The sequence below is a fragment of the Nesterenkonia sp. PF2B19 genome (assembly GCF_001758425.2).
GTDB classification, from domain to species: Bacteria; Actinomycetota; Actinomycetes; order Actinomycetales; family Micrococcaceae; genus Nesterenkonia; species Nesterenkonia aethiopica.
This window is the reverse complement of the sequence record NZ_MDSS02000007.1, coordinates 59,360-72,925: the sequence shown is the minus strand read 5'-3', so window position 1 is coordinate 72,925 and position 13,566 is coordinate 59,360. Positions and strand designations below refer to the sequence as shown.

Here is a 13,566-nt window from a genome sequence, read left to right as displayed (position 1 = left end):
CGGATCTGCGCATCCAGGTCATGACCAGGACCTGCACAGCCCGTGTTCACCATCACATTTGTCCCATCAGCAGGCGAAACATCGCCGTCACAGCAGCGGGGCCCCGGAGAGTTCTCCGGCCCCGCTGCTGTGACTGAACATGTCAGTATGTTACGAACCGGTCGGCAGCTTCAGGCCGACCCTGACGCCGATGCCACCCGGAGAGGGCGCTCACGCCGTCACATCCTCGTTGGCCTTGGCGTAGTGACAGGCCGCCTGCTGAGTGATGCCCGGCCGGGTGATGAGCTCCGGCACCTGCGTCTCACACAGGTCTGTGGCCATCCAGCACCGGGTGCGGAACCGGCACCCCGAGGGCGGGTTCGCCGGGTTCGGCGGATCGCCCTTCAGGACGATCTGCTCCCGCTGACCACGCAGTGTCGGATCCGGCACCGGCACCGCCGAGAGCAGCGCCTGGGTGTAGGGATGCGCCGGGGCCTGGTAGATCTCCTGCTCCGTCCCGATCTCCGCCAGCTTGCCCAGATACATCACACCCACGCGGTCGGAGATGTGGCGGACCACCGAGAGGTCATGGGCGATGAAGATGTACGAGAGCCCCAGTTCGGACTGCAGGTCCTCCAGCAGGTTCATCACCTGAGCCTGGACGGACACGTCCAGTGCGGAGACCGGCTCATCGCAGATGATCACCTCCGGGTTCAGGGCCAGGCCGCGGGCGATGCCGATGCGCTGCCGCTGACCCCCAGAGAACTGGTGCGGGTAGCGGTTGATGTGGTCCGGGTTCAGGCCCACGAGGTCCAGCAGCTCCTTCACCCGAGGCCGGATCCCCTGCGCCGGTTTCGCATCGGGGTGCAGCCGGAAGGGCTCCCCGATGATGTCGCCGACCGACATGCGCGGATTCAGCGAGGTGTAGGGGTCCTGGAAGATCACCTGGATCTTGCGGCGCAGCTTCCGCAGCTCCTCCCCCTTCACCGCGAGGAAGTCCTCTCCGCCGAAGCGGATTGAGCCCTCATCCGGCTCCTCCAGGCGCATCAGGAGTTTGGCCAACGTGGACTTGCCGCAGCCGGACTCTCCCACGATGCCCAAGGTCTCGCCCTTGCGCAGCTGGAAGCTCACACCGTCGACGGCTTTGACCGCCCCGATCTTCCGCTGGAAGATGATCCCCTGCGTCAGGGGGAAGTGCTTGACGAGGCCGTCGACGTCCAGGACCACCTCTGCGTCCGCGAACGGATCGGCCGGGCGGCCAGCCGGGCTGTGGTCATACAGGCTCATTCTGGGCCTCCTCGAGGGTGTGGATCTTCTCCGCGTAGTGGCAGGCCGAGGTATGGCCCGAGGCCACCTGACGCAGCTCGGGCCGCTCGGTGCGGCACCGGTCCGTGGCGAACTCGCAGCGGGGGTTGAACGGACAGCCGGGCGGCATGTCGGTCAGCATGGGCGGGAGCCCGGGGATGGCCTTCAGACGGTCCTCCTGGCCGTCCACCCGGGGGATCGACTGCAGCAGGCCGCGCGTGTACGGGTGGGCCGGCTGCCGGTAGATCTCATAGACGTCGGCGGTCTCCATGACGCGGCCGGCATACATGACCGCGATCTTGTCGGCTACATCCGCCACCACGCCGAGGTCATGGGTGATGAGGATCAGCCCCATGTTGTACTCCACCTGCAGCTCCTTGAGCAGCCGCATCACCTGCGCCTGGACCGTCACGTCCAGGGCGGTGGTGGGTTCGTCCGCGATCAGCACGTCCGGGTCCAGCGCGATGGCCATGGCGATCATGATGCGCTGCCGCATCCCGCCGGAGAACTGGTGGGGGAAGTCCCCCACGCGCTCCTCCGCGGCCGGGATCCCGACTCGGCGCATCATCTCGATGGACTTCTGACGGGCCTCCTTGCGCTTCATCCCCCGGTGCACGCGGAACATCTCCGCGATCTGCCAGCCGACCGGCAGCACCGGGTTCAGCGAGGACAGCGCGTCCTGGAAGATCATCGAGATGCTGGCGCCGCGCAGCTTCCGCCGCTTCTCGGCCGGCATCGTCAGCAGGTCCTCGCCGCGGTAGCGGATCTCTCCGCCGGCGATGTGCCCTGGGGGCATGTCGAGGATCCCCATGATCGTCTGGGCGGTCACGGACTTCCCGGAGCCCGACTCCCCCAGGATCGCCAAGGTCTCTCCGGCGTTGAGGGTGAAGTTCAGGCCGTTGATGGCCTGGGCGACCCCCGCTTTGGTGCGGAACTCGACCTGCAGGTCCTTGACCTCCAGCAGGGGGCCGTGGCCGTTCTTGGCCTGCCCGGTGGCAGGCTGTGTCTGATCCATGCTCATGCTCTCCTGCCTCACTTCTTGCCCTTGGGATCGATCGCGTCCCGCACCGCATCGCCCAGCGTCATGAAGCCGAAGACGGTCAGCCCCACGAAGATCAGCGGGAACAGGATCAGGTGCGGATGCGACTGCAGGTACGGCTGGGCGTTCTGCAGCTGCAGGCCCCAGGAGATGGAGGGCAGCTGAAGCCCGACGCCCAGATAGGTCAGCGTCGCCTCCGCGCCGACGATGATCCCGACGAACACCGTCGCGTAGCCGATGACCGGACCCAGCGAGTTCGGCAGGATGTGCCGACGCATGATGGTCAGATGCCCGGCACCGAGAGCCCGGGCGGCCACCACGTACTCGCTGTTGACCACCGAGAGCACCGAGCCTCGCATCAGACGCATCATGGTCGGCCAGGTGAAGAAGATCAGGATCCCGGCCACTTCCGTCACGCCGCGGTCCTCGATGGAGTTCAGGAAGACCAGGGCGCCCAGGATGTAGGGCACGGCGAAGACCATGTCCGCCGTGCGGGCGAGCACGGTGTCCACCATGCGGCCGAAGTAGCCGGCGAGCAGACCCATGACCACCGCGACGACGAACACGCCGATGGTGGTGATGAAGCCGATCGCGATGGAGTTCCGGGCGCCATAGACCACGCGGGTGTAGTAGTCGCAGCCCTGGACGTCGGTGCCGAACCAGTGCGCGGCCGACGGGCTCTGACGGCTGCGGCTCAGCAGGCATTCCCGCGGATCCGTGTTCGTGAAGAGCTGGGGGAAGATCGCCATGGTCAGCAGCACCACCAGCAGCGCCGCGGCCACGATGAACCAGGGGTTCTTCCGCAGCGTGCGCCAGGCATCGGCCCAGAGGCTGGCCTCTTCGGTGTGCTTCGCGTCCTGCACCTCAGCCTGGCTGGGCTGGTGGGGGTCGCGGGAGGGGTCCTGGGTGTGCAGTGCAGTGTCACTCATAGCGGATCCTAGGGTCGAGCAAGCCGTACAGGAGGTCGACGACGAGGTTCACGACGACGAAGAACATCACGAACAGCGTCACGATGCCGACGACGACGGTCCCCTCCTGCGCCTGGATGGACTGGAACACCTGATTGCCCAGGCCCGGCAGGTTGAAGATCGATTCGACCACGATGGAACCACCCATCATGGTGGCCAGGTCGGCGCCGAGGAACGTCACCACCGGGATGAGCGAGTTGCGCATCGCATGACGTCCCACGACGCGGCCCCGCTTCATGCCCTTGGCCGTGGCGGTGCGCACATAGTCCGAATGCAGGGCGTCCATGAGCTCGCCGCGCAGCAGCCGCGCCACCATCGCAGTGGAGACCGCGGCCATGGTGAGCCCAGGCAGGACGAAGCTGACCAGCCCCTCGCGGGCCCCAGCGATCGGGAACCAGCCGAGGTTCAGGCCGAAGACCAGCTGCAGCAGGAAGCCGATGGCGATGACCGGCAGCGCCACGACCACGACCGTGGAGACCTGGACGAGGCGGTCGATGAACCGGTCACGGTAGATGGCGGCCAACGCGCCGGCGATGATGCCGATCACGGCCTGGATGATCAGGCGACGGCGGCCAGCTGCAGCGTCACCGGCAGGCGCTGCTGGATGATCTCCAGCACGGGACGCCCGGTGAAGGTGGTGCCGAAGTCGGCGGCGGTGAAGACTCCCCAGATGTACTTGCCGTACTGGACGAGGAAGGGGTCGTTGAGGTTGTACTGCTCACGAAGCGTCTCCCGGACCGCGTCGCTCATGGGCCGGTCGCCGGCCAGGGCGCGGATCGGGTCTCCCGGCATGAGGAACACCATCGCGTAGACCAGCAGGGTCGCGATGAGGAGTACCGGGATGAACTGGAGCAGACGCCGAATGATGTAGCGGGTCATTGGTGTCCTAGGGTGGGTGCGCTTACAGAGGGCTTGTCAGGCGGAGGCCCGACGTCTCAGACCGCGAAGGGTCCGTGACGCCGGGCTCGGCCGCGAAGGTCAGGTGGTCTCTCAGTCGGTCACCGTCACATCCTCGACACGCACGAAGCTGCGCAGATCCATGTCCACATCAGTCACACGGTCGCTGTGCACGATGAAGTAGTCCTGGAACCAGAGGGGAATGACCGGCAGATCCTCCAGAAGCACGTCCTCGGCCTCCTGATAGATCGTGTCGGCCTCCTCGACGTCGGCCGCGTTGGCCTGGTCGATGAGCTCATCGAACTCCTCGGAGGCGTACCCCGAATAGTTCGACGGCGCCCCGGCGGAGTACAGCGGCTCCATCGCGTACTGCGGGCTGGGATAGGCCAGCAGCCAGCCCAGCCGGTACGGACCCGTGACGCCCTCGGACTCGTGCAGGTCCAGGTATTGGGCGAAGTCCAGCGACTCGTAGCGGATCTCCTCGATGCCCAGGTTCTGCCGCCACTGGTTGCCGATCGCCTCGACGTACTCATCATGTCCGGTGCCGGAATCGGTGTAGAGCGTCAGCTCGGACGGCCCTCCGGCGTTCTCGTACAGGTCTGCCGCCGCGTCGGGATCGAAGTGACAGTGCTCGCAGGCGTCGTCGCGCCCCTGCGGCAGCACCGGCGGCAGGATGGAGCGGGCCGGGGTCTGGGAGCCGTCGAAGATGTTCTCGATGATCTCCTCGCGGTCGATCGCCATGGACATCGCGTGACGGAGGTCCGGGTCCTCGAACTCCTCCTGGTACAGCGGGAAGCCCATGTACACGAAGCGTGAGGACTCGTGCTGGGACCAGTTGTCCCCGAAGTCGTCCTCGACGCCGGCGATCCGGTGCGGGGGAACCTCACCGAGGATGTCCAGGTTCCCGGCGAGCACATCGGTGTAGGCGGTGTCGACGTCGTTGTAGATCATCCACTCGATGCGCTGCGGGGCACCCGGGTCCTCCCCCGGCCACTCCTCGTTGCGTTCCATGGCGATCTCGACGTCGTGGACCCACTCGCCGTCCATCTGGTAGCGGCCGTTGCCGATCGGGGAGCTCTGGAACGCCTCCATATCGTCGAAGGCGACCTCAGGCATGGGGAAGAACGAGGTGTAGGTCAGCACGACAGGCAGCTGGCCGAACGGCTCGCTCAGCTCTAGTTCGAGCGTGTGCTCGTCGACGGCGCGCACCCCCTCCATCTCCTGAGCCTCCCCTTCGACGACATCGTCATAGCCGACGAACTTGTCATGGAACGTCGCGCCGGCCTGGGCGTTGTCCGGATCCACCACCCAGTTGAAGGTGTCCACGAAGGTCTGCGCGGTGACGGGGTCCCCGTTGTGGAAGGTGAAGTCGTCCCGCAGGTGGAAGGTCCAGGTGGTCTGGTCCTCGGTCTCCCAGCTCTCGGCGACCGCAGGCACGGCCTCGTAGGTCTCGTAGTCGATCTGGGTGAGCCCGGTGAACAGCTGCTCCAGGACCCGGGAGCCGCAGTTCTCGGTGTTGTTCCCCGGCATCAGGTTCTGCGGCTCGCAGTTGTAGATGCTCAAGGTTCCGCCGTCCTCGGCGGACGCGGTCTCTGCGCCGTCGTCGCCACAGGCGGTCAGCAGCAGGGCCGCGCCGGCTCCGACGGCGGCGAGGCGGGAGCCTCCGGTATGCGTCCTCATCAGGTGGTCGCCTCCTTCAGGCGTGTCACTCGGTGACCGTGATGGACTCGACGCGCGGCAGCCCTCGCGGGCTGACCTCGACGTCGGTGATGCGGTCAGTGTGGACCACGTGCTGCTGGTTGAACCACAGCGGAATCACCGGCAGATCCTCAAGCAGCACGTCCTCCACCTCGTGGTAGAGCGGCTCGGCGTCCTCGACGTCGGCCGCATTGGCCTGCTGGATCAGCGAGTCGAACTCCTCGCTGGAGTATCCCGCGTAGTTGCGGGAGGCCCCGGTGGAGTAGATGGGCTCCATCGCGTACTGAGCGCTCGGCGAGGACAGCGTCCAGCCGAGTCGGAACGGCCCGGAGGCGTTCTCCTCCGCGAGATCGTCGAGGTACTGGGCGAAGTCCAGGGAGCGGAAGGTGATGTCGTCGATGCCGAGATGCTGCTGCCACTGATTCGTCACAGCCTCCACCCAGTCGTCATGCCCCGCCCCCGAGTTGTAGTAGATCTCCATCTCGGAGGGCCCGCCGGCAGCCTCATAGAGGTCTGCGGCTGTCTCCGGGTCATACTCGCAGGCGTCGCAGGCGTCCTCGCGACCCTCGGGCAGCACAGGAGGGATGATGGACCGGGCCGGCTGCATGCCGCCGTCGAAGATCGTCTCCACGATGGAGTCGCGATCGATGGCCATCGACAGCGCCCGGCGCACGTCCGGGTCCTGGAAGTCCTCCTGGTACAGCGGGAAGCCCAGATAGGTGAAGGTCCCGGTCTCGAAGGCTTCCTGGTTCTCGCCGAAGTCGGCTTCCATATTCGGGATCTGCTCCGGCGGAGCCTGCTCCAGCAGGTCGAGCTGACCCGCCTGGACGTCCATATAGGCGGTGCCGACGTCGGAGTAGATCCTCCACTCGATGCGTTCGGCATTGCCAGGCACCTCACCCGGCCAGTCCTCGTGGCGGGTGACGGCGATCTGCTCGTCATGCACCCACTCGCCGTCCATCCGGTAGCGGCCGTTGCCGATCGGCGCCTGCTCGAAGGCGTCCATGTCCTCGTAGGCCGCCGAGGGGATCGGCGAGAATCCGAGCAGTCCCAGATGAACAGGAAGCTGACCGAAGGGGTCGGAGAGCTCGATCTCCAGGGTGTGGTCATCAATGGCTCGCACGCCGGAGAGCTCGTCGACGTCGTCGTCCTGCAGCTCGTCATAGCCGGCGATGATCTCGTAGAACTCCGAGTTGACCTGGGCGTTGGACTCGTCGGCCGTCCAGGTGAAGGTGTCCACGAAGGTGTGGGCGTCGATCTCCTCACCGTCGTGGAAGGCGTAGTCGTCGCGCAGGTGGAAGGTCCAGGTGATGTTGTCCTCGGACTCCCAGGACTCGGCCACTCCCTCGGTGGCCTCGAAGGTGTCGTAGTCGATCTCGGTGAGACCGGTGAAGAGCTGCTCGAGCACACGGGCTCCGCAGACCTCCGAGGTGTTGCCGGGCGTGAGGCTCTGCGGCTCACACGTATAGGCGGTGAACTCGCCGCCGTCGGCGGAGGCGTCTTCGCCGCCGCCTCCCTCGGCACAGGCGGTCAGCAGCAGCGCGGTGCTGAGCCCCGCGCCGGCGAGCAGACGGCCGCGGGCGGGCGTTGGACTCGGCGTCGGCTGAGATCGCTGGTCGGAGGCGGACAGTGCGGTCGCGTGCGGCTGAACGTTCGGCTCGGGGTTGTTCACGGGGCTCCTCGCTGGGTCCGGCTTGTGGCCGGCCCGGTCGGGGTCATCGGTGCGTGGCGGGCATGGTGTGCCGCGGATGACGCCGCGGCAGTGCGGCAGTGGTGCCGGAGAGGCGTGAAGGGTGGACACCTCCCCGGCATGGGACGCGGCCCGCACGGGCTTCTGGGCCGGTACGGGCCGCGTCCTCAGGGGTGCTGCGGTGGCTGGCTCAGTCCTCGGTGACGACGAGCTGCTCGACGCGCAGGAAGGTGCGCGGGTCCATCAGGACGCTGTCACCATCGATGTTCTCGCTGTGGACCACTCCGAAGTTCTGGAACCACAGCGGCATGACCGGCATGTCCTCCAGGAGGATGTCCTCGGCCTGCTGATAGAGCTCGGCCGCTTCGTCCTCCTCCAGTGCCCCGTTGGCCTGGTCGATGAGGTCGTCGAACTCCTCGTTGGAGTACCGTGCGTAGTTCGAGGAGACACCAGTGGTGTAGATGGGCTCCATCGCGTACTGCGGCGAGGGGTACGAGAGCACCCAGCCCAGACGGTACGGACCGGTGACCTCTTCGTTGTCGTGCAGGTCCAGGTACTGCGCGAAGTCCAGCGACTCGAAGCTCACGTTCTCCACGCCCAGGTGCTGCTGCCACTGGTTGGTGATGGCCTCGACCCACTCCTCGTGACCGGCGCCCGAGTTGAAGTAGACCGTGACGTCGGTGGGACCGTCGGCCTCCTCATACAGGTCCGCGGCGGCCTCCGGGTCGAAATCGCAGTACTCGCAGGCGTCCTCACGGGCCTCCGGCAGCATCGGCGGGATGATGTTCGACGCCGGTGTGAACGCCCCGTTGTGGATGGTGTCGATGATCTCCTGGCGATCGATCGCCATGGAGAGCGCGTGGCGGACGTCCGGGTCCTGGAACTCCTCCTGGTAGAGCGGGAAGCCCATATAGGTGAAGGAGGAGGTGTCGAACGTGTGCTGGTTGTCGCCGAAGTCGGCCTCCATGTTGGGGCGCAGATGCGGCGGCACGGTGTCCATGATGTCCAGGTTGCCGGCCTGCACGTCCATGTAGGCGGTGTCGATGTCCGCGTAGATCTTCCACTCGATGCGCTGCGGCAGCCCTGGGTCCTCGCCGGCCCAGTCCTCGAAGCGCTCCACGGCGATCTCCTCGTCGTGGACCCATTCGCCGTCCATCTGGTAGCGACCGTTGCCGATCGGCGCCTGCTCGAAGGCGTCGATGTCCTCGTAGGCCTCCTCCGGCAGCGGATAGAAGCCGGTGTAGGACAGCATCATCGGCAGCGGGGAGAACGGCTCCGTCAGCTCGAGCTCGAGGGTGTGGTCGTCCAGCGCACGGACGCCCTCCATCTCCTCGGCGTCGCCCGCGGCGACCTCGTCATAGCCGACGAACTTGTTGTGGAAGCTCTCGTTCTGCTGGGCGTTGTCCGGATCCACGACCCAGTTGAAGGTGTCCACGAAGGTCTGGGCGGTGATCGGCTCGCCGTTGTGGAAGGTCCAGTCCTCGCCGAGCTCGAAGGTCCAGGTGACGTTGTCGTCCGTCTCCCAGCTCTCGGCCACGCCGGGGCCCGCCTCCATGGTGTCGTAGTCGACCTGGGTGAGACCCGTGAACAGGTTCTCCAGGACCCAGGACCCACAGACCTCGGTCGAGTTGCCCGGGACCAGGAACTGGGGCTCACAGTTGTAGGCCGAGACGGTGCCGCCGTCAGCGGCCGCCTCGCCGTCGCCGGTGTCGCCGTTGCCGCCGCATGCGGTCAGCGTCAGGGCCGCCGCCGCGGAGACGGCCACCGCCCCGCGGCTGAACGTCGTATGTGTTCGCATCTGCGATTCTCTCCTCATGGGGTGCGAGCGGCGGAGCCTGAACAGACTCTGCCGCGACTGCGGTCGGGCGAACCGTCGGTGCGGCGGCTCGCCCAGGGGTGCGGTGAGCTACGCCGTCCTGCCACGCGTCATCGCGTCACGATGTTGCGTACGTCACCTGGTGCTCGGAGTCTATCAAGCAAATCTTTCACAAGTGTTTCAGGACTGCACCATCAGCCATGACGCAGGTCACGATCTGGTCACCGTCGCCAGACCTCGTCCGGGTCCGAGGTCTGCCCTCCGCTCATCCGCAGCGCCTGCCCCTGGGCCACCATGCGTTCATGCTTGGCCGCGGCCTTCTCGGCGGCCTTCACTGCCCGAGGCGAGAGCATCAGCGTCCGTTCCGCCTCGATGCCGGCCTGCAGCTGCCGTCCGCGCTCCAGCTCAGAGTCGAGTTCAGCGCCGAGGAGGAGCACCACGTTCATGATGTAGATCCAGAACAGGAAGATGATGATCCCGGCCAGCGCTCCGTAGGTGGCCTCGTAGTTCGCGAAGTTCCCGATGTAGAAGCCGACACCCATGGTGGCCAGCACCATCACCAGGATGGCGACGACGGCGCCCGGCGCGATCCACAGCGGGCCAGGCTGCCGGATGTTCGGCGTGGCGTAGTAGAGCAGGCCGATGCAGGCCGCCGCAACCAGCAGCAGCGCCGGGTAGGTGGCATAGTCCCAGACCACTACGGCCGTCTCCCCCAGACCCACGGTGCTGCCGATCGCCTCCGCCAGCGGCCCCGAGACCACCAGCATCACCGCCGAGAGTGCGACCAGGACGATCAGTCCCACCGTGACCGAATACAGGATCGGCCGCAGCTGCAGCATGGAGCGGCCCTCCTCCACCTGGTGGATGCGGTTCATGGCGCGGGAGAAGGCATTGACGTAGTTCGACGCTGTCCACATCGCCACCAGGATGCCGACCGCCAGACCCAGCCCCGCCCCGGGCGCCGAGGTCACCACGCCGACGATGTTCTCCACCGTCTCCATGAACTCGTCCTCCACGAGCTCGTCGAGCGTGCCCAGGATGAAGTCCTGCGTGCGCTGGGCCTCTCCGATCAGCGAGAGCAGCGAGACGAAGGCGATCAGCGCCGGGAACAGCGAGAGCACCGCATAGTAGGTCAGTCCGGCGGCCAGATCGGTGCACTGGTCGCGCCCGAACTCGGACAGGGTCCGTCTCAGGCTGTACCGCCAGGTGGACCCCGTCAGCCGCCACGGGGCGCGAGGCCTGACCGGGACGTCGTCGGACTCGGCGAACTCCAGACGCTGGAGGTCCTTGACACGATGCGGCTGATCCGCGGCCGCCGCCACCGTGCCGGGCCGTGCGCCGTCCTCATAGGTGGCCTGCTCGTCCGCGACGTCGGAGGGTTCCTCCTGCGTCCGCCGCACGCGGTGCGGGGGCAGGCCGTCATCGGAGGTCCGGGTGTCCTGCTGCGACTCCGTGCTCATGGGGCCACACTAGCGGCAAAGACGCCCCAGGTCAGCGGGTGATGCCGAGTTCCTGATCGTACATCTGCTCGAGGAGTCAGTCAGCGGTGGCGTCCCGCCGCGTCAGGCGCAGCTCATCGATGTGCGTGATGGCCGCCGGCAACGAGTTGTTGAGGTAGCCGGACCGGGCGATGGCCATGGATCCCACCGCTGAGGTCAGCAGCTGCGCGATGACCGCGATGAGCGCCTTGACGAGGTTCAGCCAGGAGAAGTCGATCAGCAGTGCGCCGACCACGATGGTCGCCACTCCCATGCCTGCGGACGTGCCCACACCCGAGGCCCGCAGGTACAGGTCCGGGAGCTTGAAGAGGCTGATCGCCGAGACCATGATGATGAAGATCCCGAGGAAGACCAGCACCAGTCCCACCACGTGGGCGCTCATGTCGAGGATGTGCAGATCCATCAGCGCTGTCCCCCCGATCCGAGTCGTGCCATGGAGATGGCGGCCATGAAGCCCAGCAGCGTGGCGATGAGGATGATGTCGAACAGGGCCTCGATGTCGATCCTCAGCCCGATGAGCGCGATGAAGCCGATCATCGCGAAGAAGATGAGGTCCGAGGCGACCGCGCGGTCCGAGGTGCGGGGCCCCAGGAACCCGCGGACGCCTGCGATGAGCATGGCCACGCCGAGCAGGACGAGGGCCAGCTCCAGAGTGATCTCCGTGATCACAGCGGATCACCTGCCTCGTTCTCGTCAACGTCCACCGGGGTCACCACAGGTGCCTCCAGCGGACGGGTCAGGTCGCCGACGTCGCGACGGGTCGCATGCAGCAGACGGTCCTCCATCTCCTGGATCTCGGTGACCAGCGATTCGCGGGTCTCCACGAACATGCCGTGCACGTAGAGGATGCCGTGCTCCTTGGACAGGGTGATGGTCAGCGTGCCGGGCGTCAGCGTGATCAGCGTCGAGATGAGCGTCCACTCGGTGTCGGTGCGGGATGCGGCAGGCACGGCGACGATCGCCGGGGTCATCCGCATCCTGCGGCGCGGACGCAGCACGTCTGCGGTGACCTTGAGGTTCGCCAGGAGAAATTCCTTGGCGTACCAGAGCAGGAAGCTCAGGATGCGCAGCGGCCAGGGCTGCCGGGAGAGTCTCTGGATGCTCATGCGCCGCTCACCGCCCTGACGTACTCGATCGGGTTCAACAGGTTCTCCGCCGCCGTGGCCGAGAGACTCATCAGCAGCTCCGCGCCCAGCCCGAAGAACAGCGTGACCGCGGCCAGCAGGGCTCCCGGGATGATGAGCTTCGGCGGGATCTTCACCGCACGCTCACCGGCCAGGACCTTCGTGGTGGTGGTCGTCGGCGGCCCGATGCTCAGCGTCGGCGTCTCCGCCTGGGCCTCCACCCGCAGGTATCGCCTCCCATGGGTGCGCTGCTGGTGGATGAGAGCGCGCTTCTCCAGGTTCTCCGGCTCGGAGCCCATGAACACCCCGGTCCAGATCTTCAGCATGGAGAGCAGCGTGAACACGGAGACCACGACGGCGGTGGCCGCCACCCAGTAGTGCGACTGCTCCAGCGTCCCCTGGATGATGGTGAACTTCGCGACGAACCCGGAGAACGGCGGCAGGCCCGCCAGGGACAGTGCGGCGACCATGAAGGTGATCGCCACCAGCGGCTCCCGCTTGAGCATACCGCCGAGCTTGTCGATCTCCCCGGTGCCGTAGGTCTCCTCGATCGCCCCGGTGGAGAGGAACAGCGAGGCCTTCACGATCATGTGGTGCAGCAGGTAGAAGATCGCCGCGGTCAGCCCCAGCATGGTGAACAGCCCCACGCCGATGAGGATGTAGCCGATCTGGCTGATCATGTGGAACACCAGGATCGAGCGTGTCGTCTTCTCCCCGATCGCGCCCAGCACACCGATGAGCATGGTGAGGCTCGTGATGAGCAGCGCCACCCACAGGAAGCGCTGGTCGCCGTCGAAGAGCAGCGAGTAGATCCGGTAGATCGCGTAGATGGCGACCTTGGTGTGGATGCCGGAGAACAGCGCGGTGACCGCCGGAGAGGTCAACGTGTAGGTGCGGGTCAGCCAGCCGTGCACCGGCACCACGGCGGCCTTGATGGCGATCGCGGTCAGCACTACGCCGCCGCCGACCGCCACCGCGGGGTCGTCCACGGCCGCACCGTGCAGCTCAGCCAGGTTGACCGTGCCGGCGGTCGCATAGACCAGCCCGACCCCTGCCAGCAGCAGCGTGGAGGCCATCAGGTTCACCGAGACGTAGATGCGGGCCCCGTGCGCCCCGAGCTTCGCCCCCATCATGGAGAGCAGCCCGTAGGAGGGCAGCAGCATGACCTCGATGAAGACGAACAGGTTGAAGATGTCGCCGGTCATCAGCGCCCCGGAGACACCGGCCATCAGGACCAGGACGAAGGGGTGATAGAACCGGGCGCGAGCCTCGTGGGTGGCCATCGCGAACAGCACCGAGGCGATGCCGAGGATGGAGATGATCATCAGCACCAGGGCGGAGAGCGCGTCGACCACGAAGGGGATGGAGACCCCGTAGTCCCACAGCCCCACCTGGTGGGCGATGACCGTGCCGTCATGGGTGACCACGACCAGCAGGATCGAGAAGGCGAAGAGGGCGGCCAGAGTTCCGAGGCTGATGATGTGGCGGACCAGCTTGTTCTGCCGGAACAGCGCACCTAGGCGCCCAGGAACAGCGGGATGCCGACCAGCA

The 13,566-nt window shown here is 66.5% G+C and carries 13 protein-coding genes; all 13 read right to left on the bottom strand.

Translation table 11 applies throughout. The features are described 5' to 3' along the window. Positions 1 to 210 precede the first annotated feature (210 nt). Positions 211 to 1,266, bottom strand: coding sequence for an ABC transporter ATP-binding protein (locus BCY76_RS03625; RefSeq protein ID WP_070159288.1), 1,056 nt, complete (start codon positions 1,264 to 1,266; stop codon positions 211 to 213). Continuing rightward, positions 1,253 to 2,299, bottom strand: coding sequence for an ABC transporter ATP-binding protein (locus BCY76_RS03620; RefSeq protein ID WP_396954316.1), 1,047 nt, complete (start codon positions 2,297 to 2,299; stop codon positions 1,253 to 1,255). Before BCY76_RS03620 ends, BCY76_RS03625 begins: the two co-directional genes overlap by 14 nt. Positions 2,300 to 2,316: 17 nt before the next feature. Next, positions 2,317 to 3,252 (bottom strand): ABC transporter permease, encoded by a 936-nt coding sequence (locus tag BCY76_RS03615; RefSeq protein ID WP_085437171.1) that lies wholly within the window; start codon positions 3,250 to 3,252, stop codon positions 2,317 to 2,319. Next, on the bottom strand, positions 3,245 to 3,838 hold the full coding sequence (locus BCY76_RS20230; protein ID WP_336581882.1) for an ABC transporter permease: 594 nt from the start codon (positions 3,836 to 3,838) through the stop codon (positions 3,245 to 3,247). The genes BCY76_RS03615 and BCY76_RS20230 overlap by 8 nt, the downstream gene beginning before the upstream one ends. A gap of 11 nt (positions 3,839 to 3,849) precedes the next feature. Next, positions 3,850 to 4,170, bottom strand: coding sequence for an ABC transporter permease (locus BCY76_RS20225; protein ID WP_336581880.1), 321 nt, complete (start codon positions 4,168 to 4,170; stop codon positions 3,850 to 3,852). Between the two features lie 111 nt (positions 4,171 to 4,281). Next, positions 4,282 to 5,868, bottom strand: coding sequence for a peptide ABC transporter substrate-binding protein (locus BCY76_RS03605; protein WP_070159285.1), 1,587 nt, complete (start codon positions 5,866 to 5,868; stop codon positions 4,282 to 4,284). A 25-nt stretch (positions 5,869 to 5,893) separates the two neighbouring features. Continuing rightward, positions 5,894 to 7,558 (bottom strand): peptide ABC transporter substrate-binding protein, encoded by a 1,665-nt coding sequence (locus BCY76_RS03600; RefSeq protein ID WP_170922569.1) that lies wholly within the window; start codon positions 7,556 to 7,558, stop codon positions 5,894 to 5,896. A gap of 208 nt (positions 7,559 to 7,766) precedes the next feature. Continuing rightward, positions 7,767 to 9,374: a peptide ABC transporter substrate-binding protein gene (locus tag BCY76_RS03595; RefSeq protein ID WP_070159280.1), complete on the bottom strand. Its 1,608-nt coding sequence runs from the start codon at positions 9,372 to 9,374 to the stop codon at positions 7,767 to 7,769. A gap of 239 nt (positions 9,375 to 9,613) precedes the next feature. Beyond that, the gene (locus tag BCY76_RS03590) at positions 9,614 to 10,852 is read right to left on the bottom strand and encodes a YihY/virulence factor BrkB family protein (RefSeq protein ID WP_139827597.1); all 1,239 of its coding nucleotides are present in this window, start codon (positions 10,850 to 10,852) and stop codon (positions 9,614 to 9,616) included. Positions 10,853 to 10,928: 76 nt separating this feature from the next. Further along, positions 10,929 to 11,294 carry a cation:proton antiporter gene (locus BCY76_RS03585; RefSeq protein ID WP_237089943.1) on the bottom strand — a complete coding sequence of 122 codons (366 nt, stop codon included), beginning with the start codon at positions 11,292 to 11,294 and terminating at the stop codon, positions 10,929 to 10,931. Beyond that, on the bottom strand, positions 11,294 to 11,560 hold the full coding sequence (locus BCY76_RS03580) for a monovalent cation/H+ antiporter complex subunit F (protein WP_083277381.1): 267 nt from the start codon (positions 11,558 to 11,560) through the stop codon (positions 11,294 to 11,296). Before BCY76_RS03580 ends, BCY76_RS03585 begins: the two co-directional genes overlap by 1 nt. Next, entirely contained in the window at positions 11,557 to 11,997 is a 441-nt protein-coding gene (locus tag BCY76_RS03575; RefSeq protein WP_070159278.1) for a Na+/H+ antiporter subunit E, read from the bottom strand. The genes BCY76_RS03580 and BCY76_RS03575 overlap by 4 nt, the downstream gene beginning before the upstream one ends. Beyond that, a complete protein-coding gene (locus tag BCY76_RS03570) occupies positions 11,994 to 13,478 on the bottom strand; it encodes a monovalent cation/H+ antiporter subunit D family protein (RefSeq protein ID WP_237089947.1) in 1,485 nt (494 codons plus the stop codon). The genes BCY76_RS03575 and BCY76_RS03570 overlap by 4 nt, the downstream gene beginning before the upstream one ends. Positions 13,479 to 13,566: the final 88 nt, after the last annotated feature.

Bases quoted from the DNA above. Each gene is read 5' to 3' on its own strand.
- BCY76_RS03625 (WP_070159288.1), bottom strand. From the start codon at position 1,266: ATGAGCCTGTATGACCACAGCCCGGCTGGCCGCCCGGCCGATCCGTTC.
- BCY76_RS03620 (WP_396954316.1), bottom strand. From the start codon at position 2,299: ATGGATCAGACACAGCCTGCCACCGGGCAGGCCAAGAACGGCCACGGC.
- BCY76_RS03615 (WP_085437171.1), bottom strand. From the start codon at position 3,252: ATGAGTGACACTGCACTGCACACCCAGGACCCCTCCCGCGACCCCCAC.
- BCY76_RS20225 (WP_336581880.1), bottom strand. From the start codon at position 4,170: ATGACCCGCTACATCATTCGGCGTCTGCTCCAGTTCATCCCGGTACTC.
- BCY76_RS03605 (WP_070159285.1), bottom strand. From the start codon at position 5,868: ATGAGGACGCATACCGGAGGCTCCCGCCTCGCCGCCGTCGGAGCCGGC.
- BCY76_RS03595 (WP_070159280.1), bottom strand. From the start codon at position 9,374: ATGCGAACACATACGACGTTCAGCCGCGGGGCGGTGGCCGTCTCCGCG.
- BCY76_RS03590 (WP_139827597.1), bottom strand. From the start codon at position 10,852: ATGAGCACGGAGTCGCAGCAGGACACCCGGACCTCCGATGACGGCCTG.
- BCY76_RS03585 (WP_237089943.1), bottom strand. From the start codon at position 11,294: ATGGATCTGCACATCCTCGACATGAGCGCCCACGTGGTGGGACTGGTG.
- BCY76_RS03575 (WP_070159278.1), bottom strand. From the start codon at position 11,997: ATGAGCATCCAGAGACTCTCCCGGCAGCCCTGGCCGCTGCGCATCCTG.